Origin of the sequence: Paraflavitalea soli, from assembly GCF_003555545.1 — a bacterium.
GTDB lineage: Bacteria > Bacteroidota > Bacteroidia > Chitinophagales > Chitinophagaceae > Paraflavitalea > Paraflavitalea soli.
In genome coordinates this window covers 2,954,808-2,975,516 of sequence record NZ_CP032157.1, presented here as the reverse complement: position 1 = coordinate 2,975,516, position 20,709 = coordinate 2,954,808, and the positions used below count along the sequence as shown (strand labels likewise).

Sequence of the window (20,709 nt, the reverse complement as noted above, 5' to 3'; positions counted from 1 at the left end):
CAGCAATATGGGTTGTATTCATTAAACCTTCAGGTCGATGGTCGCCGGATTCCAGTTGAACGTTACATTCACCACAATGTCCGGATGGATGCTATACATTACCGGGCAGGTATGAGCGGCGCGTTCCAGGATCGTTTTTATCTTTTCTTCCAATACCAGCGTTTCCGGAAAATGGAATGTTAAATTTATGCCACTTACACGGCGTGGATCAGCTGCCATGATCTTTTCTACCTCGATCTTTGTATCCACCAGGTCAACCTCCAGGTCCCGGGCTTTAATACCCATGATCGTCAGCATGCAGGCCCCCAGCGAAGTAGCCAGCATGTCCGTTGGAGAAAAGCTTTCCCCCTTGCCCTGGTTGTCCGTTGGCGGATCTGTGATTATTTTAGTACCTGATTTTAAATGTGTACAAACCGTTCTCAGGTTTCCTTCGTAAACAACTGTAGAGGTCATTATCTGTAATTTTGCCTTAAATTTACGTTGAATAATTAAATCACAGCCGGTGAAGAAACTTGTTTTGTCAATCATCATAGGTCTTATAACGTGTTCAGCCTGGGCTCAAAATAACCCAAGCGCCAAATCTCCCACAGCTAAAAAGGATAAAAAAGCGGCAAAACGCGAGCAGGTTGCCAAACTGCTCAAAATGGAGGAAGAAGGAGAGATCATTTTCAATAAACAGAGTGTTTTTGGTCTGAAACTCGCTACAGACGGCTACGGACTGTCGTACGAATGGGGCAGGTTCAAAAGCAACCGGGTGGCTACTATTTTCCAGATCGAATTGAATGAAAAAAAGCACCCCAAAGAGAAAAGAACTTCTTATGCCGTAGGCGCTTTCAATGTAAACAGCGTGATCTATGGCAAAACCAATAACTTTTACCAGTTGAAATTTGGCATGGGCCAGCAACGGGTTATCGGCGGCAAAGGCAATAAGAACGGCGTAGCTGTAATGGCAGTCTATGCAGGCGGCTTGTCCCTGGGCCTCCAAAAGCCTTATTATGTGGATGTGGTCACCAAGACCGATGAGCGCATCCGTTCTACCTACCCAACGATTATCGACAGTAATTACACCGAAATAGGTGCTTCCGGCTTCACCGTAGGCTGGGGCGACGTAAAGATCCGCCCAGGCGCCCAGGTCAAGGGAGGGTTAAGGTTTGATTTCGGCCGGTTTAATGAAACCATCACGGCCGTGGAAGTAGGCGTTTCCGCCGAATTCTATGCCCAGAAAGTCTCCCAAATGGCTTTTAACAAGGAAAAACAGTTTTTCTTTAATGGTTATGTGACCCTGCTGCTTGGTAGAAGAAAGTGATGTATTTTTGCCCTGCCCCGCCCATACCCTGGGGAAGGAGGGGATTTGAACAACTTAGTCAGCTAAGTTGTTGATACCTATCACTGAATGACATTATATGCAGGAATTACCGATTATCAATACTGTACCCGAAACGTCCAAAGTAAAGAAACCCAATTGGCTGCGTGTTAAGCTGCCTACCGGCGAAAATTACAAGCATGTACGTGGCCTGGTAGATACCCACAAATTACACACCATCTGTGAGAGCGGTAACTGTCCCAATATGGGAGAGTGCTGGGGCGAAGGTACTGCCACCTTTATGATCCTGGGTAATGTATGTACCCGCAGCTGTGGATTCTGCGCAGTAGCCACTGGCCGGCCCGATGCCGTGGATTGGGATGAGCCGCAGCGCGTGGCCGAAGCCATTTACCTCATGCAGGTAAAGCATGCGGTAGTAACCTCCGTAGACCGTGATGAACTGAAAGATGGCGGCAGCATTATCTGGTACAATACCATCAAGGCTATTAAATCCCTGAATCCGAATACTACCCTCGAAACCCTGGTGCCCGATTTCAAAGGTCAGCAGGAAAATATACAACGCATTATAGAAGCCGCTCCCGAAGTGGTTTCACACAATATAGAAACAGTAGAACGTCTCACCCGCCAGGTACGCATACAAGCAAAATACCGCCGTAGTATGGATGTACTGAAAGTGTTGAAAGATGGCGGTATGCGCACCAAGAGCGGTATCATGCTGGGCCTGGGTGAAGAAAAAGAAGAAGTACTCCAAACCATGCGCGACCTGCGCAACAGTGGGGTAGATGTGATCACTATTGGACAGTACCTCCAGCCTACCCGCAAACATTTGCCCGTGATCAGGTTTGTACATCCCGATGAATTTGCCGCCTTCCGGGAAGCCGGGTATGAAATGGGCTTCGACTATGTGGAAAGCGGACCACTGGTGCGTTCTTCCTACCACAGTGATAAGCACGTGATCCCAGGCTTTGGTATATCAAAATGGAAGCTGGAAAAGGAAATGGCCCATAGCTAATCTAAACTTTTATACACCTCTTTTGAAAAAGATATTATTGATCGGGAGCATACTCATGACTGGGTATGCTCCTGCTGCTTTTACCCAACTGAACTGGGATCGTGTGGACACAGCCTTTGGCAAATTGCCCCGTTCCATCCAGGTATATAAAACAACAGATTCCCTCAACGGGCATCCATTTATTGCTTATTGTGTAGTGGCCAGCCTGAAGGATCGCAAGCTGGAATTCACCACCCAGGTAGGAGAGGGCAAACGATATACACCTACCCAGTATTATGAAAAAGAAGGCAATCCACTGGTGGTATTGAATGCTACCTTTTTCTCCTTTGCTACCAATCAAAACCTGAACGCTGTCATTAAAGACGGTCAGATGGTGGCTTATAACCAGCCTGCTCTCCAACAGAAGGGGACCGATTCATTTTATTATCCTACCCGCAGCGCTATTGGGCTTACCAAACATCGCCGGGCCGATGTGGCCTGGTTGTTTACCGATACAGCCCAGCGCTGGCCCTATGCTTTCCAGGAACGCCCCATATTGGCCAAGGGCACCAATCCCGATCCTTCCCTTGCCGATCTCAATACCCTCGATCAATGGAAATGGTGGAAAATGCATACCGCAATAGGTGGCGGCCCCGTGATTGTGAAAGATGGATTTGTGAATGTGACCAATGAAGAAGAGCAGATGTTTGTAAAAGGAGAGAACGACCGGCACCCACGTACCGTAATAGGTTATACGCGCAAGCGTCAGCTCATCATCCTGGCCATTCAGGGCCGTTTTCCCGGTGTAGCAGAAGGCGCTACCCTGGCAGAAGAAGCAAAAATAATGGCCGATCTGGGTTGTGTGGAAGCCCTCAACCTCGATGGAGGTGGCAGCAGCTGCGTATTGGTCAACGGAAAAGAAACCATCCAGGTTTCGGATAAAACAGGTCAACGGCCAGTGCCGGGCGTGTTTATCATTAAGCAGAAGAAAAAACGCAAGTAGACAAAATAAAAAGAGAAAGATGTAAGCCTTCCTCTTTTGTATAATGAATTCAAAAATTCAGCAGATATCTATATCCTCCCAATCCAGGTTTAGACCGTTTTCATCTCCCATACCAACGCACTGGCGCCCAGGATAGCGGCATCGGCTTCCTTTAATTCAGAAAAGAGCAGTTTGATCTTATTCTGAAAGATAGGCAGCATGTTCTTTTCCATATGTTCCCGGGTGGGCTTCAGGATCAGGTCACCCGCCTTTGTCATGCCACCAAATAAAATGATGGCTTCGGGAGAAGAGAACATCACGAAGTTGGCCAAAGCCAATCCCAACACCTTACCGGTAAATTCATATACTTCCTGCGCCAGCTTATCTCCCTGAATGGCGCAGTCATACACTACACGGCTGTCGATCTCTTCTTTGGCAAAATTGCGCAGCAGGCTGTCGCGGTGATTGTCCCTTTCCAGGAACTCGATGGCCGTTAAGGCCACCCCCGTGGCAGAAGCGTATGCTTCCAGTGAACCATGCAATCCGGTGCCCTTGTGTTTGCGGCCATCAGGAATGATGGTAGTATGACCCAGTTCCCCGGCAAAGCCATCGTGCCCATAGATGAGTTGTCCATTGGCCACAATACCACTGCCTACACCCGTACCCAGTGTGATCATGATGAAATCCTTCATGCCACGTGCTACCCCGTACATCATTTCTCCCACTGCCGCCGCATTCGCATCATTGGTAAGCGAACAGGACACCTTGAACTTGTCCGTCATCAGTTGTGCCAGGGGGATCACTCCTTTCCAGGGCAGGTTGGGCGCATATTCAATAGTACCATTGTAATAATTGCCATTCGGCGCACCAATACCTATGCCACGGATGGCATTGATACCACCCACTTCATCGATAGCTGGCAACAGTGCATCATATAGCTCATTAATGTAATCAGTAACATTGTTGTGTTTCCGCGTCGATATAGCACCTCGGTAGGAGATATCTCCGCGATGATCTACGATGCCAAATACAGTGTTGGTGCCACCTATGTCTATACCGATTGCCAGCTCTTGCCTTTGACTGATTGCCATGATAATTGGTTATAAAAAAATGTCCCGCCGAAGCGGGACGCAATGTACAAATTATTTTGGTTGATTAATGCCCTCCGGCTACCTGCGCATCAATATCCAGGCCCTGACTTTTCAACACGCCCTTGGTCTTGAGTGCGTGCCAGGCAAGGTAAGCAAAACATATCAACGGAAGGATATACGACAGGTGCGTGAAATTGGTTCCTTCACCACCGCCCGCTGCCAGTCTGGCCTGGTCCAGGTCGATGATAGCGCCCTGTGCCGGCGGAATGATCGCACCACCCAGGATCATCATGATGAGGAACGCAGAACCCTGACTGGTGTATTTACCCAGGCCCGTAACTGCCAGGGCGAAGATACAGGGCCACATTACTGAGCAGCAAAGACCGCAGCTGATGATCGCGAAGTTGGAGATCATACCGGTTGTTACCAGCGAGATCAGGATCGCAACAGCCGCCAGTACGGAAACCGTCAGCAATAGTTTCACCGGTTTTTCTTCGGCAAACAGGAAAGCCAGTGCGGCAATGATGATGGGGATGAGGTAGGGGAGAAACTCATTTACTACATTATCTCCTTTCAGGTAGTTCACGAACAGGATCAGGCCGAAAGCTACGATAGGGACAACCAATCCCAATATTCGCTTGGTGCTCTTCGGAAGGTTGAAAACACTCACCGCGCCTGTCCAGCGGCCGATCATCAAACTACCCCAATACAGCGATACCAGGTGCGCAATCTGCGACTCATCGTACCCGCCAAAGGCAGGCAGTTTCAGCAGCGCTGCAAAGTTGTTGTCGATCGTTACTTCCACACCTACATATACAAAAATTGCCACCATACCCAGCACCAGCTGAGGATATTGCATGGCGCCCCATCCTTCCTTGTTTTTGGAAGCCAGGAACATGGAGGTAAAAAGGATGCCAAGGATGATCACCAAGGAGCCGATTACGATTGCGGTCTTGCTGATACCCGTTTGCTCTTTCACGAAATCGGCAAACAGTACCGGCAGGAAGATGAGGCCGATAATTAATAAGGTATATAAAGCCTTGGGACTTTTTTCCAGCTTTTCGTTGGATGTGGTCTTGGGCAATTTGGCAAAAGCAAAGATGGCGGCTGCCAGGAGGAACAAACCGGAAAGGAAGAAATACAGCGTTTGGATATTGGTGATCGACGCTTCTTTCTTGGCAGCAACACTGCCAAACAATACCACGCTCACTACCAGCGGTCCCAGCAAGGTACCAAAGGAGTTCACACTGCCGCCCATGTTGAGCCGGTGAGCGCCTGTTTCAGGACTACCCAGCGCGATGGCAAAAGGTTGTGCAGAGGTTTGTTGCAGCGAAAAGCCCAGCGCGATGATAAAAAAGGACAATAATACCAGGCCAAAAGTAGCATTGCCTGAGCCGCTGATGAAGGCCAGCGCCAGCGCGCCTACCACCGAGATCAACAGGCCATAAATGATACCTTTTTTATATCCGATCTTATTGAGCAGGTCAGTACCGCCGATAGCGGATGCCAGGTAAAGGATGAGCGAGCCATAAAAGTAGGCACCATAAAAGGCGGAACCCACCAGTTGCGACTGTATCTGATCCAGGTTAAAGAACTTCTTACAAAAGGGGATGAAAATACTGTTGGAAGCAGCTACGAAGCCCCAGAAAAAGAAGACGATGATCAATACACCGAACTGGGACCACTTGGTTTGTTGACTCATGCAGAATCGTTTTAGTAAAATTTTTTAAAAGTAACAGTTTTTTGCCATCACAGCTATCCGGTGGCCAAAATTTATAAGTTATGCAAGGAATAGTGCCGCAAATGTATGTTTTGTAATGATACTTCAAAGAACGGGTGGCTACACATGAGTAATCTTTTGTCTTTTTTACAGCCTGTGCAACAATGAATCAAAATCCTTCCTAAATTGACAGGGATTTATGCACACCAATTGTTGAAACAGCATGGAGATCTTACACGTCAGCGCAGAATGTTACCCGGTGGCCAAGGCAGGTGGGCTGGGCGATGTGGTAGGTGCACTACCTAAATACCTGAATGAAGCGGGCCATATCGCCAAAGTGGTGATGCCCATGTACCGTACCAAATTCCTGTATGCCAACCAGTGGGACGTGGTCCACAAGGGATATACCAACCTGGGCAACTGGTGGTTTGAATTTACTGTGATCAGGGAAAGGGATAATATCCTGGGTTTTGACCTCTACCTGGTAGATATCAATGGCCTCCTCGACCGGGAAAAGGTGTATGGCTATGCCGACGATACCGAGCGGTTTACCGCCTTTCAGATCGCCGTACTCGACTGGGTCAAAGACTGGCAGCACACACCCGACATTATCCATGTGCATGACCACCATACCGCCCTCATCCCTTTCATGCTCAGGCACAGTTACAAATACAGGTCCATTGCCGGCATCCGGACCGTACTTACTATCCACAATGCCCAGTACCAGGGATGGATGGGATGGGACCAGAGCATATTTATTCCTCCTTATGATATGTGGCAATGGGGCCTCCTCGAATGGAACAAGAACATCAATCCCCTGGCTGCCGGCATCAAATGTGCCGATAAGGTCACTACCGTAAGCCCCAGCTACCTGGAAGAACTTAAATATATGAGCAACGGGCTCGAAGCCCTTTTCGAATACGAAAAAGGCAAGTGTTACGGCATCCTCAATGGGATCGACGTAAAAGTATGGGACCCCGAAACCGATGATTACCTCGTGCACCGGTATGGGCTCAGCGATATAGAAGCCGGCAAGGCCAAGAACAAAATGCAGCTTTGCGACCAGTTTTCACTTGACTTCGATAAGCCCCTGATCGGGTTTATTGGCAGGCTGGTAGGAGAGAAGGGGGCCGATCTGCTGCCCCAGGCCATCCGCGATTCCCTCAACCATATTGGCCGGCGCATGAACTTCCTGGTATTGGGCAGTGGTTTTCCCGAAGTGGAAGCTGCCCTGCAGGCCATCAAGCCCCTCTCGCAATACGATTATAACGTATACATAGGCTACCATGAAGGCCTTAGCCATACCATGTATGCCGGCATGGACTTCCTGCTCATGCCTTCCCGGGTAGAGCCTTGCGGGCTCAACCAGATGTATTCCATGCGCTATGGCACAGTCCCCATGGTGAGGCGTACAGGCGGTCTCAAAGACACCGTCATAGATTATGGCGATCCCGGCGGATATGGTATTTGCTATGACAATGCAAGTGTAGGCGATATTACCCAGGCTATATGGCGGGCAACAGAATTGTACCACCAGAAAGACACTGTAAAGCAGATCCGTAAGCAGATGATGCAACTCGACTTTAGTTGGGAAAACAGTGTGCAGCAGTATATTGAAGTATACCAGGCTGCTATTGGGTAAACATTTTGTTATAAGGCATGTTATTTCTTATTGTCGACTGCCGATTGTCGACTGCCGATTCACGATTGACGAATAGCACTGATCAAATATAAAACCCACAATTATGAGTAAACAAGTGATTGCTGTCATATTGGGTGGAGGAGCCGGCACCAGGTTGTACCCCCTTACTGCCAGTCGTTCCAAGCCTGCCGTGCCCATTGCCGGTAAATATCGCCTGGTGGACATTCCTATTTCCAACTGTATCAACTCCGGCATTAACCGGATGTTTGTACTGACCCAGTTCAACTCCGCCTCGCTTAACAAGCACATTAAGAATACCTATCATTTTAGCATATTCAGCAGTGCTTTTGTGGATATCCTGGCGGCAGAACAAACACCAGATAATCCCTCCTGGTACCAGGGCACAGCCGATGCTGTGCGGCAGTCACTCCGTCACCTCAACCAGCATGAGTGTGAGTATGTCCTCATTTTGTCGGGCGATCAGCTTTACCAGATGGACTTCCAGAAAATGCTGCAAAACCACAAGGATACAGGGGCCGACATTTCCATCGCCACCATCCCCGTTGTTGCACGCGAAGCATCTGACTTCGGGATATTAAAATCCGATGAAAATAACCTGATCACTTCCTTCATCGAGAAACCTAAAAAGGAATTACTGCCCGATTGGTCAAGCGATACCGGTGAAGAAATGCATGCACAGGGACGCGATTACCTTGCTTCTATGGGTATCTATATCTTCAACCGCAAACTCCTCAACGATCTGTTGCTCGATGTATACAAGGATTGTACAGATTTCGGTAAGGAAATATTACCCGGATCGCTGGAAAACTATAAAGTAGCCAGCTACCAATACGACGGTTACTGGACCGATATCGGTAATATCTATTCCTTCTTTGAGGCCAACCTGGCCCTCACCGATGAGATACCGCCGTTCAACCTGTTCGACAATTCCAATGCAGTCTATACCCGTGCCCGCATGTTGCCCCCGGCAAAGATCAGTGGCACCACCCTCGAAAAAGCTATTATTTCTGAAGGTTGTATCATCAATGCCAGCCGTATCGAGCACAGCGTAATTGGTATCCGCAGCCGCATTGGCTATGGTACCACCATTGTAAGCAGTTACCTGATGGGTACTGATTATTATGAGACCATTGAAGAGATGACCCATGCTACCGAACGTGGGCTGCCTACCCTGGGTATTGGTGACCGCTGCTATATTAAGAATGCCATCATCGATAAGAATTGCCGCATAGGCAATGATGTACGCATCAATGGCAGTGATCAACTCGAAAATACCGATCACTCCCTGTATACTATTAAAGATGGTATTGTAGTAGTGAAGAAAGGCGCCATCCTGCCCGATGGGTTTGTGATATAGATATATAACGCTAATACATAAAGAAAACAGGCTGTTGCACAAAAAGCGACAGCCTGTTTTTGTTTAGATCAGGACCCTAAAGTAATTCCTGTTATCAGTTTCATTGTGTACTTTTACCAGTTAGATGGTAGGTTAAACTGACAGTGAAGAACGGGAACCAGGTGATTAAATAGCCTGCCTTACAGCTGGACAATTAATACCTGATATATGACCCACGCCGAGATCGTCAAAAAAGTGCAGTGGAAAGACCTGCGCTCACTTTCAGTCCGGGAAATGCTCATCGAAAACAACCTCACCATTCCCTGGTTCATTATTTCCCTCACCCTGGCTTACTCTGGTTATTACCTCTTTGCTTTACCCTTCTCCGCTTTCTTCTTTCTCACCGCCTTGCGACAGGTACACAATGGCTTTCACAATTCACTTGGTACAAATAAATTCCTGACCTGGTTGTCTCTTTTCCTCAATAGTATCTTGATGGTGGTTTCTATCCATGCTGTCAAGTTCAATCATATTCGTCACCATAAATACTGTTTGACCGAAGAAGATTATGAAGGCAAATCAGCTGGTATGACCTGGTATGGCGCCATCCTGTATGGACCCGTTCACATATTCCTGATCCACAAGATCACGCTGCAACTGGGGAATAAGAAATATAGAAAGAATGTGCTCCTCGAATTAGCCGCCATCAGCCTCTTCGTATTCCTGGCATTCTATTTTAATATTCATTTCCTCATTTACCATATCATCGTGATGGTGATCGGCGAATTCCTGATGGCCTTCTTTGCAGTTTGGACCGTGCATCACCATACAGAAGACAGCCCGGAGTTTGCCAGAACACAGCGGGGTGGATGGAAGAATAAGATCACCTTCAGTATGTTTTACCACTTGGAGCATCATTTGTTTCCCGCAGTACCCACTATCAAGTTGCCCGAGCTGGCAAAGAGAATAGATGAGGCTTTGCCAGAGTTAGAAAAGAAAACAACATTCTGACGAACGCTGAATCACTCAACGTATAACTAAAGAGCCGGTAGCTTACCGGTAGCAATACCCTCATGCATATAAAAATACTGGCCGGTTGTCTGCTGTTCTTTTCCCTGGCATTTCTTTCCTGTCGCGGGCGCTTTACCCACCCCAACAGGGTGATTGTCATCCAGCCATTGGGCGAATTCCCCTCCGCCCAATCAGAAATGGTGTATCGGCAGCTTAGCAAGATCAACCCCGGCATCATTGTCAGGGCTGCTATTCCACTTCCTGCCGCTACCTATTATCCGCCACGGGACCGCTACCGGGCAGATTCCCTGATCAAATACCTCAGCCGGTTTGGTCATGCCGATACCGTTGTGATCGGGCTTACCAATAAGGACATAAGCGCCACAAAAAATGACATTAAGGACTGGGGAGTGATGGGCTTTGGGTACAAGCCCGGTAATGCCTGTGTGGTTTCTTCCTTTAGGTTGTCAAAAGCCAACCAGCAGGAGCAGTTTTACAAAGTAGCCATTCATGAATTGGGGCACACCCAGGGCCTGCCACATTGTGAGGAGAAGACTTGCTTTATGCGTGATGCGGAAGGCGGCAACCCCTTGAACGAGGAAAACGACTTCTGCCCCGCCTGTAAATCATTTTTGAAAGGCAAAGGGTGGCGGTTGAAATAAACGTAGTATTTTTATCCGCAATATGCTAGACTATATCCTGTTAAATAAGAAGAAAGTCTGGGGGTTGATTACCTTCTTCCTGATCATCTTTGTTATTTTAAGCATTGCCAACCGTAATCCTTTTGACTTCACTTTGCAAAAGGCCTGGATGAACATTGTTATGGCCGCAGCGCTTTCCATCTTTGGATATTTTGTTTTCCTGCTGAGCGCATTCATTGATAACCAAAGGGCCAACACTTTATTTGCCAGCTCTCCTTTTAAAATACTGCTGGATAAAGGGTTCACTACTGAGTTCACCGCTGTTAATTCAAGATTCCTTTTTGCCGGCAAAAGAATAGAGGGAACAATCGATGGCTTTCCGGTGAAAATAGGTGGATCAGGTAAACGGTTCAGTGTATTCATTGGTATCGACGCACGTATTGCAGAGCGCTTGTCCAAAAAGCAACTGGTGGCATTATTGAAACCCAAAGGACTTACCTTCGAAGACATATTTGTGGAAACGAAAGTGCAGCTGGATAATGGTAGGGTGGATGATAGGTATGTCTACAACCTTCTGGTTGACCGTATTGATTTCCTCAAAGCAAATGGTTTTGAACCCCGCGCATGAAAAACGATAGAGAGTTCATGTTTCGCATTATCCTTCGGGCGCCTGTAGCAGGTGTGCGTTTTGCCCTGCCAAAGGGCAGCGGCGCCAATCATACACTGGTGCAAATACAACAGGCAGAAGGCGACGACCTGGTGTTTGACCTGTCTGCCAAAATAAAGACCGGAAAGGATGGCCAACCCGATTTTGCTGGCCCCTTTGTACAAGGACCGGTGGCTGAAAGGTTCATCTATATTAATATAGGTACCTCAGCCGGACAGCTGGATTCACCCTGGAGCCGTCGCCTGAAGGTACCCTTGCGAGGCATCACCTGGGAAATGGTAAACCTGCTGATTGAAAACTCCGGTCGTATATTAGAAACAGTTGTTCCGGGCACCGCCAAAGATGGAACGCCTACTTGCGCCACCGTGAAGCCCTTTGATGGGTGGCGGGTTACAAATTAGCTACTATGATGTTCCTCCACAAGATGATTGAGTTGTGTTTGAAAAATAATAACATGGGATCAATAGAACTTACAACCTTATACCGACCAGTAGGCCCTAACGAACTCGCTAAGATTGAAGCGTCCGGCTGGACAAAATTTCCTCCCAGGTTATTACAGCAACCTATCTTTTATCCGGTGATGAATGAGGAGTATGCTGTCCAGATTGCCCGCGACTGGAATGTGCCGGCCTCCGGCTCTGGCTTTGTTACGAAATTTCATGTTAGGACAGAGTATGTGAAGAAATTTCAGGTACAGAACGTAGGAGGAGAGATCCACAACGAACTGTGGGTGCCTGCAGAAGAGTTGGAAGAGTTCAATAGCAATATTGTTGGTAAGATCGAAGTGACCCAAAAGTTTGGAACAGTATAGCTATCCCCATTGTCATCAACCCGTTACATTCCACCAGGGCTTATCATCACCCTTGTTGGCTGGTGGATTGGAAGTAGGAGAGGGAGAGGGGGCGGGATTGCCATTAAGCACAGGAGGTGCATCTTTGACCAGGTACTGCAACCGTCCAGTCTGAAACAGTTTATCAATAGCCTTGGCAAAGGCTGCGCCCTGTGCGGGCTTTACCATCTTTACGAAATTAGCATACCCGATCACTGCATTGGCCGGACTAACCTGGCCCGGCATCAGTTCCGATGCGTCTTTTGTTTGCAACTGATGTAGGAGCGCCCTGAATTGGCGTAACTTATTGCGGTCTATACCTAATTTTTCATTGACAATGATACCCGTTACTTCCTGGCGGGCTCCCTGGTGCATGATGCGGATCTTGTCCGGGTGAACAGCAAATCCTTCGTCCGCCAATATCTTTTTAATGCGCCATACCATTTGCTGTGGATTGATATCCGTACTGTTCCAGGAGAAAGTCACATCATCTGCATAGCGCGTATAATGACATTGGTGCCTGGTAGCCAATCCCTGCAAACGTTTATCCAGTTTAAAACACAGTATATTGGTAATGGCCGGACTGGTAGGGGCTCCCTGGGGCAAGACCCGGTTGCCTTTTTGTACAAAATAATTCCCGCCGTCCAGCGCTACTTCTTCTGTCACCGCTTCTGTACACAACAGCGATAAGATAGTAGCAATCTTTTCTGAATAACCCAGTTGCTGTAATAAGCCTTTTACCCTTTTAAAATGTATAGAAGGAAAGAAATCTTTCACATCCAGGTTCAATACTACTTTTTTGCCTACATGCAATTGCGCATTGCTGATGATCGAGCGGTTGAGCGTAAAGCCATGCACCGCCTGGTGCACTGCTACCTTGTTGAGGATATTTTCAAGTATCCAGTACTGTACCTTTTTCAACCGCGGCATGGGGGCAGAGATCAGCCTTTTGCCACCTGATTTCTTAGGCAGGTAGAATTTCCGGTAATGCGACACAGTGGATACCTTCCTCGAAAAGGCCAGGAAGCGCAGCGCTTTCAGTTCAATACCCATCGCTGCTGCCAGTTCATTTTCATTGGCAAAAGCAGGTAAATGGTGTTTATGCAGCGCGTCTGCATTGCCTGCCATATTGTTTAAGCCAATGGAAACATCCTCACCCAGGTAAAGTATCTCTGTTTCTTTTCGTTTCTTCCAGGCAGCTGCCTTTTCGAAGCGTTGCTGTTCGCGTTTCTTTTTGGTCTCTTCCCGCTTTGCTTTAGCCGCTGCCATGCGCTTCAGGCGCATTTCTTTCAATACCGCTTCTTTGTTTTGGTATTGGCGGTGCTTCTCAAACAGTTCCCGGAACTCCTTGTTTAATGCTGCTTCCTTATTGATCAGCAATTCCGGTATGGTAGGCGATTCATCACCCTTGGGCCAAAAACCCAGGCGCTTCATTTCCTCCAATACAACGGCATCTTTAGAACTCTCGCGGATGCGGTCATACAACTGTTGACGGGTGAGTTTATTATCGGCCATGGTAAATGAAGCATGGAAATCATGTTCTGACAGAGGGAATAATGCTGCCTTCGTGCTCGCCGGTGACCAGATTAATCAACGCCAGGCATACACACTACCGGTGAACTATATGGCACACAGTGCCGGCACTGATATAGTTGACCGGTAGTGTGTATGCCATAGTAAAGATTATATTTGGTGATGCATGAAATATTCATGTTGCATGGACGACGAAACATCGCCCTTTCCTTTCGGAAGCAAGGTGCATATCTTTTTTCCCTCTGTCAAAGAACACAAAAAGCGGTTAACAAATATAGGTTCCTGTTTTTAAATTCTAATGTGCTGCCCCTTATTATTTCAGCCCCGTTCCGGCTATCCTCGTTTTATTGAATGCCTGGCGTATCGCCAGCATATGCTCACAGGGACCTTTGTATAATTTATTTTCTATATAATAGCTGCAGGTGCAATCTGCCGCTTTTATTTTCTCGTCGCCATCGATCACCAGTTTCGGGTTAAAGTTTTTGCGGGCGCTCTTTACCGAGCCTGTAAGTTGCAGGCAGTTGTCAGGCAATGCATTCGCCGTCACCTTTATCTCCTGCGTACTTACCAGTTGCGCAGCCAACTCTTCCCTGGGGTTGTCAAAGCGCAATTGCTCAAAAGGCAAAGGCTCCCGGCTCAGTTCCCGCAGCCGGTACACTTCCCTGTTCAGATCATAGATTACCCGGCCTGCTTGCGTATAAGCACTTAAGGCTCCCGATACTTTTGCCTGTTCTATATTAAGTTGCTGGGCGATTTGCGCCGAGGTGCCCAGCCATTCTTTTTGCAAGGCAGCATATACCTGTTGTTTGATGGCGTCATCTACCGCAAGCCGTGGCGCCAGCAGGTCAAAATTACCGGCATGGCTCCAGTCATTGCTGGTCCATCCACTAAGCCCCAGCGTAAAGTTCATATCACCCAGGTCTGCTATATAAAAGGCCGGCAAGCCTGTTCCTAATAAATGCACCGTAAACTTTTTGGCTACCGGTATCAGCCTTTCCAGTATCAGCAGCCTTCTTCTGCCCCAGGTCCTTATTTCCTGTTTTACCGCCCCCGTATAGATGCTGCGGGCGCAAATGATCTCCTTACCCCAGGGCTCAAGAACGATCTTGACCGGATGACCAGGTTCCAATATATAACGCAGCGAGCGGGGACCCCTTTTCTCTCTAAAGCGACGCAGCAACAGGCAGATGCCGTATATATCCATCGGATGCAGCTCTACCTGGATCGTGGGCAGCGTCATCGCACTGCTTACCTGTAAAAAGCCCCGTACCCAGCTATCCGGCAGATCAATCTTTACTTCTTTGTAAGATTCTTCCTGGCTGGTTTGCACCGTAAATCCACTGGGGTCTACCTTCAACTCCGTTTCTTTATAATCCCGTATCTTCTGAAATTCTTCATACAGCCCCGTAGAATAATCCACATTCGTGGTGCCGCATTTATAATCATTCACCTCCTTAAATACATTGTAATTACACCCCAGCTTGCCATAAGTAGATTCATCCTCACTGAAGCATTCAAAGAACAATTCATCAGGGTGGATCGTGATCACCGGATCCAGCACGTACCAGGCCTCCCTGTCCTTTTGGTAGAGATAGTTGAAATATTTTTGCCTTGACTTATAAAAGGGAGAGAGTATACTGTCTTTTTTCTGCCTGATGGCTGCCAGCTCCGCATTGATCTCCGCCATCCGGTTGGTAGCTGCCTGCGCATCGTATTCAGCCATAAAAGCCGCCAGGAACATCGTTTCGTTTTGCGCTACCCATTCCTTATAAGCCGTTTTGTCTTTGGGCTTGAACCGGAGATCACTGATCACTACATCATGTAAGGCCGAGATAGCCTCCCGGAAAGCCAGCTTCTTATGCAGCTTACCCACAAACCAGGCACTCTCGCGCAAGGTATCCGGCGCAAAGGACAGCCCCGTCATATGCGAAGTACTGGTCACCGTACTATTGCCTGCAAAGCGATAATTGAATAACATGCTGACTGTTTATAATAAGGTATTGATATTGTTCGATGCCATCCTTGTCTCTACAGGTTTCACCTGTAAAGGGGTTTCCACTTCATACAACGATCTCAGTTGCAACAACACGTCGATACATGTTGCTTTATCGCCAATCGCTCCTGTGGCCGAAATATCCGACAAGATGGTACAGACTGTTTTAGCTGCCTCTTCTGATTTCCGTCCTTCAGTCAATAGGAATTGATAGATCCGGTTCTTGGCGATCCGGCCCTTGTTTACACGCGTCAATACCGAACGGAAATAAAATTCCAGCGACTCTATCCTGGCTACATCGTCACTGGCAAACCGTTCCAGGTAGTTCGTAGCAAACAGCTGCATTTTTTCGCTGGGATGCTGGCTCAGTTGCAAAAGGTATTGCAGGCCATGTTCACCGTCAAAGAATTTCGTGATCAGCTCCCGGCCAAATGCTTCCACATCAGGCTTCACTGAATCGGCCAGTGCGATCAATATTTCGGGCGACCAGTCGGCCGCTACAAACTGCTCCCTGAAATACTGCATGGCAAACTGCCGCGTATCCTGCCACTTGCTTTCCAGTAGCTTGATGGCCACTTCTTTTTCATACCGTATACGTGCTGATTGTTGCCCGTAAAATTGCCAGCTCCAGCTCCGCACCGTAAGGTTTTCATGCCCTCCCAATGCTATTACCTGTGGCATCGTCAATTGATCCGGATGCGTATATTTTTCCAGGATCACTACCCCTACATTCTGCGCAGCAGCGTAGTTGCCGTATAATAAATTGAGCGCTGTTTCTTTATTGGCGTTTTGCAGGTGTCCGCTCAATTCCTGGCACAATAACCTGCTCACATCTTCATGCAGCCCTTCACTGGTTTCTTTCCGCAACAGGTAAGGCATCAATAGCGCGGCCGCTTTGTCCCCAACTGTTTTATCCTGCTGTGCCAGGCGGGCCATTACAGGCGCCATGCCTTGCCGTACGTTTTGATAGACCGATACACAGGCCGCGATCATTTCATCCTGGTACTTCAATAAAACCGAAATATCTATATCCGCCAACAGAGAAACACCAGCTTCACGAACCGGTGCATAATCGTGTTGCAACAACCCTATTAACAATGATTTGCTCAGGGTACCGGGATTCACATATCGTTGATTGGCCTTTAGCAATTTCAATCCAAACAACAAGACCGGTGGATACCTGTGCAACAGCAGATCGGCGATCATCGTAAGCGGTATTTCCTGCAACTCAGGGCCAAATAATGCCAATAAGCCATCTCCGGCGCCATGTATCCTGCCTTCTGTATTTTCATCGATCGCCGTGGCGGTCATCATCTCTGCTATAGCCTTACCTGCAACCGCTTTTCTCAGTTCACTATTGATATGACTTTGGCCGATCAGATTCCTGGCCCATTGCCTGATTTCCCCATGCTGCACAAACAACAGGTCTTTAATGAAATCACTTTGCAGGAAGTAAGCCGGTTGATTGCTCAAAGTCCATTCCATCCCTTTTTCCCTGGCCGGCACATGCTGCGAATTGAGTAGGGCAATGACCAGCTCCCAGGGCGGTAGCAGCGTAGCATATTTTTCTGTTACCAGCTTATAGCCAAATGTTGCCGGAATAGGGAAGGGCGATAACAACAAACGCTTATAAACCGGTGTATCGAGTTTTTCTTTGATCTCGCTATAACTCGGGTGGATGGTTAAAGCGCCTTCAGCAAACTCATGCACTTCATCCATTTCGGCATCCACCAATAATTGGACGAAAGATTGTGGCAGTTTATTCCACAAATGCAGGTAAGGCGTACCGTTCTCATTGGCTGTTGATTGTCCACTCGGTGCCACTGCCGCCGGTACCGCGGCTGGTAAAGGTGTATTCGTATCCTTCTTTTTATTGAACAGACCGAGTAGCTTTTTCAAAATGCCGCCACCGCCGTTGTTGGCTGTAGCAGCACGTTGTGCAGCAAAGCGTGTTTCCACTTCAGATCGCAGGCGCCACAAAACACCGCCCTCCAACTCCAGGCCAGGATGGTCGCCGCTCAATAGCTGGTGCATCAATACTGCCGTTGCATTTTGGGGATAATGCGTTTCCACAGTAGTATAACGCCCGCCACTCCAGATGCTGTCATGCTTGGCCCAGGCTTCCCGAAAATCCAGTTTCCTGTTATAACCAATCAATATCCCTGTTGCCAGTTTTACATAATCTGTATTCTCCGTATTACCCAGCATGGCCAGGCGCCGACGTACGCGGCGATGCAAATACCAACGTGTTTTTTGCGAATAGGCCAGCCGGCTGTTCTTTTTGAGCAGTTCCTTTCGCGGATTGATGTATTCATCTACCGCCGGCAGGTATATCTTCTGATCTTTCGAGTTGACAGGAACATGGTGTTCAAACATTTCCTGCTCACGTTCAAGACGGCAGGCCAACATGCCCGTGAATTCAAAATCATCGAGCAATTCCGCCAGCTTATAAATAGTCCGGATATGTTGAAAGTAATTGGGATGAAAAGGAGCCTGCAACAATAAACGTTTGACAAACGGACGTATCCATCGTTTATCCAAAGAAAGGATATAGATACTTTCCAGCCAGCTGTATTGCGATTGCTGTTGCGTTATTTTATCCGTCAATAGGTCCTCCAATCCGGTCGCCTGGTTGGCTTCAATGGCGGCTTTAACGCCTGCAGGCAGGGTCCGTAGATAGTTGGCCCCATGTTGTTCAAGCAGCGTACCGGAAAGCATCGTCATTAATCCGGCCCCGGCAATGCGGCTCACCAGGGGAGAAGGGTGGTCTTTGTAAATGGCCTGCAACGTTTCGATACCTGTTTCATGGCCACAGCGGACCAATGCCCAGGTACAGCTGTATTGATGCAGCGTATCACCCTTTCCAAATAGTTGAATGATAAAAGGTACAGCTTCCTTGATCTTGTATTCCCCTGCTTTCCAGATCACCCGGCTGATCTTCCAGGGAGTTCGCTTAGGCGCTGTTTTTCCTTCTGCGGCTTGCTGCAATCGTTTGAGAATGCTCTTGGTCCTACCGGCAGGCAGCGACATCCAATCAGTACCTGGTCCTGTGTAGGCAGGAAGAGAAAACGTGCTGGCCCTGGGTGCAGGAGTTTGCCCGCTTTCAGAACTCGTATACCCTTTGTTCATTTTCTCCGCTGCTACCGCATCAAAGATCTTTTCAGCTGCCTGCAGCGATACCGGCACCGGCGTTTTACTGCCTTCCTTTAGTGTGGAGCCCCTGCGTCCATAACGGAAGTTCACTACGTATTGATCGTTGCCTGTATCGCACAGGTCAATTTCATAAACTTTATCCGCGTTTCCTTCTTTAAAATAGAGAACAGTTTGTTTGATCAGGCGCATGGAGTAACTACGAATTAGGGAAAGGGAAGGTAGATAAAAAACGGATGTGTTTTTCGTATATTGAGTATTCTTTAAGCCACTTCCTTTTCAACTTTTCGCCCCCGCAGTTTATCAATTGTGTATTATTTACACAATAACTTACTATCTTTCCACCGCTTAACACAAAACAACGATTGCTATGGAGCCTATTACCCCCCTTACATTGGAGACCGAAAAAGCCATTCAGGTCAAACCCAGCGTCAATTTCTGGCAAATATGGAATATGTGTTTCGGGTTCTTTGGTATCCAGTTTGGCTGGACCCTCCAGATGAACAATATGAGCGCCATTTATGAATACCTGGGCGCAAAACCCGAAGCCATTCCCGGCCTTTGGCTGGCCGCTCCCATGACTGGCCTCCTTGTTCAACCCATTATTGGTTACCTGAGCGACAGGACCTGGCATCCCCGCTGGGGCAGGCGGCGTCCTTACTTCCTCATCGGGGCCATCCTCAGTTCCCTGGCCTTGTTCGTCATGCCCAATTCACCCACCGTATGGATTGCGGCCGGCACCCTCTGGATACTCGATTCCTGTATCAATATCAGTATGGAGCCTTTCCGCGCTTTTGTGGCCGATAATCTCAATGATAAACAGCGGGCATTTGGCTATGCCATGCAAAGTATGTTTATCGGCGCAGCCGCTTTTATCGCCGGTTTCCTGCCTTCTTACCTGGTAAAATGGGAATGGCTTGGCATTAGCCGCGACAAAGTAGGCGGCGGCATTCCACAAAACATCATGTGGTCCTTCTATATCGGCGGCATTATGTTTTTGGGAGCCGTGCTGTATACCGTATTGCGCAGCAGGGAATATCCTCCCCGTGATCCCAACTGGAAGCAAAAGCTCAATGCACAACATGGTACCGGTTTCAATGGTGCTGTAAAAGAGATCTGGCATTCCATTACCCATATGCCACAACAAATGAAAAGGCTGGCCCTGGTACAATTCCTAACCTGGCCTGGTTTGTTCCTGATGTGGTTTTATTATTCTACCGGCGTGGCCAGGGATATTTTTAAAGGAGATGCCACAGCTACAGATGCAGGTGTGCGCGACCTGTTTACCCAGGGCGTTGAACATGCCGGCGCTACCTCGGCCGTGCTCAATCTGGTAACTTGTTTATTCTCTTTTTCCCTTCCTTTCTGGGTGGGCAAGTTTGGCCGCAAGATGACCCATACCTTTTGTTTGCTCATTGGTGGGGTAGGGCTTATCTCCGTCAACTATATCACCGATCCTTCGATGCTGTATCTCTCCATGAGTATGGTAGGTATTGCCTGGGCCTCCATCCTGTCCATGCCTTATTCCATGCTGGCAGGTCACCTGCCCGAAAATAAAATTGGTATCTACATGGGCATCTTCAATTTCTTTATCGTGTTGCCCGAGATCATTGCTTCCCTGTTCTTTGGTAAGATCATGGAAAACTACCTGCACAACGACCGGCTGCTGGCCGTACAGATTGGAGGTATCCTGCTTATATCCGCCGGCTTTGTATGCGCCCTGATCGTAAAAGATAAAATGAAAGAAGACCTATTGTAGATAAAATCACTTGTATAAA

The 20,709-nt window shown here is 48.0% G+C and carries 17 protein-coding genes; 11 read left to right on the top strand and 6 right to left on the bottom strand.

From position 1 onward, the window contains the following. Positions 1-21: 21 nt before the first annotated feature. Positions 22-453: an OsmC family protein gene (locus D3H65_RS11030; protein WP_119050366.1), complete on the bottom strand. Its 432-nt coding sequence runs from the start codon at positions 451-453 to the stop codon at positions 22-24. Positions 454-502: 49 nt separating this feature from the next. Between D3H65_RS11030 and D3H65_RS11025 the strand changes: the two genes are divergently transcribed. From D3H65_RS11025 to D3H65_RS11015, 3 genes are all read left to right on the top strand, one after another. Further along, positions 503-1,306 carry a hypothetical protein gene (locus tag D3H65_RS11025; protein WP_119050365.1) on the top strand — a complete coding sequence of 268 codons (804 nt, stop codon included), beginning with the start codon at positions 503-505 and terminating at the stop codon, positions 1,304-1,306. A gap of 97 nt (positions 1,307-1,403) precedes the next feature. After that, positions 1,404-2,336 (top strand): lipoyl synthase, encoded by a 933-nt coding sequence (gene lipA / locus D3H65_RS11020; RefSeq protein ID WP_119050364.1) that lies wholly within the window; start codon positions 1,404-1,406, stop codon positions 2,334-2,336. A 22-nt stretch (positions 2,337-2,358) separates the two neighbouring features. Next, positions 2,359-3,318, top strand: coding sequence for a phosphodiester glycosidase family protein (locus D3H65_RS11015; protein ID WP_162915551.1), 960 nt, complete (start codon positions 2,359-2,361; stop codon positions 3,316-3,318). Between the two features lie 89 nt (positions 3,319-3,407). On the opposite strand, the gene D3H65_RS11010 is transcribed toward D3H65_RS11015, so the two are convergent. Continuing rightward, positions 3,408-4,388: an ROK family protein gene (locus tag D3H65_RS11010; RefSeq protein ID WP_119050362.1), complete on the bottom strand. Its 981-nt coding sequence runs from the start codon at positions 4,386-4,388 to the stop codon at positions 3,408-3,410. Between the two features lie 64 nt (positions 4,389-4,452). Next, positions 4,453-6,090, bottom strand: a complete 1,638-nt coding sequence (locus tag D3H65_RS11005; protein WP_119050361.1) for an MFS transporter — start codon at positions 6,088-6,090, stop codon at positions 4,453-4,455. Between the two features lie 241 nt (positions 6,091-6,331). On the opposite strand from D3H65_RS11005, the gene D3H65_RS11000 reads away from it, so the two are divergent. The 7 genes from D3H65_RS11000 (at position 6,332) to D3H65_RS10970 (ending at position 12,237) form a co-directional block, all read left to right on the top strand. Beyond that, positions 6,332-7,750: a glycogen synthase gene (locus tag D3H65_RS11000; protein ID WP_119050360.1), complete on the top strand. Its 1,419-nt coding sequence runs from the start codon at positions 6,332-6,334 to the stop codon at positions 7,748-7,750. Positions 7,751-7,853: 103 nt separating this feature from the next. Further along, a complete protein-coding gene (locus D3H65_RS10995; protein ID WP_119050359.1) occupies positions 7,854-9,128 on the top strand; it encodes a glucose-1-phosphate adenylyltransferase in 1,275 nt (424 codons plus the stop codon). A gap of 207 nt (positions 9,129-9,335) precedes the next feature. Next, positions 9,336-10,118, top strand: coding sequence for a fatty acid desaturase family protein (locus tag D3H65_RS10990; protein WP_119050358.1), 783 nt, complete (start codon positions 9,336-9,338; stop codon positions 10,116-10,118). 62 nt (positions 10,119-10,180) lie between these two features. Then, on the top strand, positions 10,181-10,780 hold the full coding sequence (locus D3H65_RS10985; RefSeq protein ID WP_119050357.1) for a matrixin family metalloprotease: 600 nt from the start codon (positions 10,181-10,183) through the stop codon (positions 10,778-10,780). 22 nt (positions 10,781-10,802) lie between these two features. Continuing rightward, complete coding sequence (locus D3H65_RS10980) at positions 10,803-11,387, top strand: hypothetical protein (RefSeq protein WP_119050356.1); 585 nt, start codon at positions 10,803-10,805, stop codon at positions 11,385-11,387. Further along, positions 11,384-11,827 carry a DUF5990 family protein gene (locus D3H65_RS10975; protein WP_119050355.1) on the top strand — a complete coding sequence of 148 codons (444 nt, stop codon included), beginning with the start codon at positions 11,384-11,386 and terminating at the stop codon, positions 11,825-11,827. Before D3H65_RS10980 ends, D3H65_RS10975 begins: the two co-directional genes overlap by 4 nt. Positions 11,828-11,880: 53 nt before the next feature. Further along, positions 11,881-12,237: a hypothetical protein gene (locus tag D3H65_RS10970; protein WP_119054473.1), complete on the top strand. Its 357-nt coding sequence runs from the start codon at positions 11,881-11,883 to the stop codon at positions 12,235-12,237. A 15-nt stretch (positions 12,238-12,252) separates the two neighbouring features. On the opposite strand, the gene D3H65_RS10965 is transcribed toward D3H65_RS10970, so the two are convergent. From D3H65_RS10965 to D3H65_RS10955, 3 genes are all read right to left on the bottom strand, one after another. Continuing rightward, positions 12,253-13,770 (bottom strand): reverse transcriptase domain-containing protein, encoded by a 1,518-nt coding sequence (locus D3H65_RS10965; RefSeq protein WP_119050354.1) that lies wholly within the window; start codon positions 13,768-13,770, stop codon positions 12,253-12,255. 331 nt (positions 13,771-14,101) lie between these two features. After that, positions 14,102-15,766 carry an SWIM zinc finger family protein gene (locus tag D3H65_RS10960; RefSeq protein WP_119050353.1) on the bottom strand — a complete coding sequence of 555 codons (1,665 nt, stop codon included), beginning with the start codon at positions 15,764-15,766 and terminating at the stop codon, positions 14,102-14,104. A 9-nt stretch (positions 15,767-15,775) separates the two neighbouring features. Further along, entirely contained in the window at positions 15,776-19,123 is a 3,348-nt protein-coding gene (locus D3H65_RS10955) for a WGR domain-containing protein (protein WP_119050352.1), read from the bottom strand. 178 nt (positions 19,124-19,301) lie between these two features. Here D3H65_RS10955 and D3H65_RS10950 point away from each other — a divergent pair, with 178 nt between their 5' ends. Further along, entirely contained in the window at positions 19,302-20,690 is a 1,389-nt protein-coding gene (locus tag D3H65_RS10950; RefSeq protein ID WP_119050351.1) for an MFS transporter, read from the top strand. Positions 20,691-20,709 lie beyond the last annotated feature (19 nt).